This is a genomic window from Streptomyces sp. BE303, assembly GCF_036290945.1.
In the GTDB taxonomy this organism is placed as follows: Bacteria; Actinomycetota; Actinomycetes; order Streptomycetales; family Streptomycetaceae; genus Kitasatospora.
On the sequence record NZ_JAQYWZ010000829.1, the window covers coordinates 1 to 261 of the forward strand.

General features: G+C 54.8%; 1 rRNA gene. It reads right to left on the bottom strand.

Annotation, left to right across the window (positions count from 1 at the left end):
- A 23S ribosomal RNA gene (locus PUR56_RS43630) occupies positions 1-261 on the bottom strand; the annotation flags it as partial.

Sequence of the window (261 nt, forward strand, 5' to 3'; positions counted from 1 at the left end):
AGAAGTCGTTACGCCATTCGTGCAGGTCGGAACTTACCCGACAAGGAATTTCGCTACCTTAGGATGGTTATAGTTACCACCGCCGTTTACTGGCGCTTAAGTTCTCAGCTTCGCCTGGACGAATCCAAGCTAACCGGTCCCCTTAACGTTCCAGCACCGGGCAGGCGTCAGTCCGTATACATCGCCTTACGGCTTCGCACGGACCTGTGTTTTTAGTAAACAGTCGCTTCTCGCTGGTCTCTGCGGCCACCCCCAGCTCTG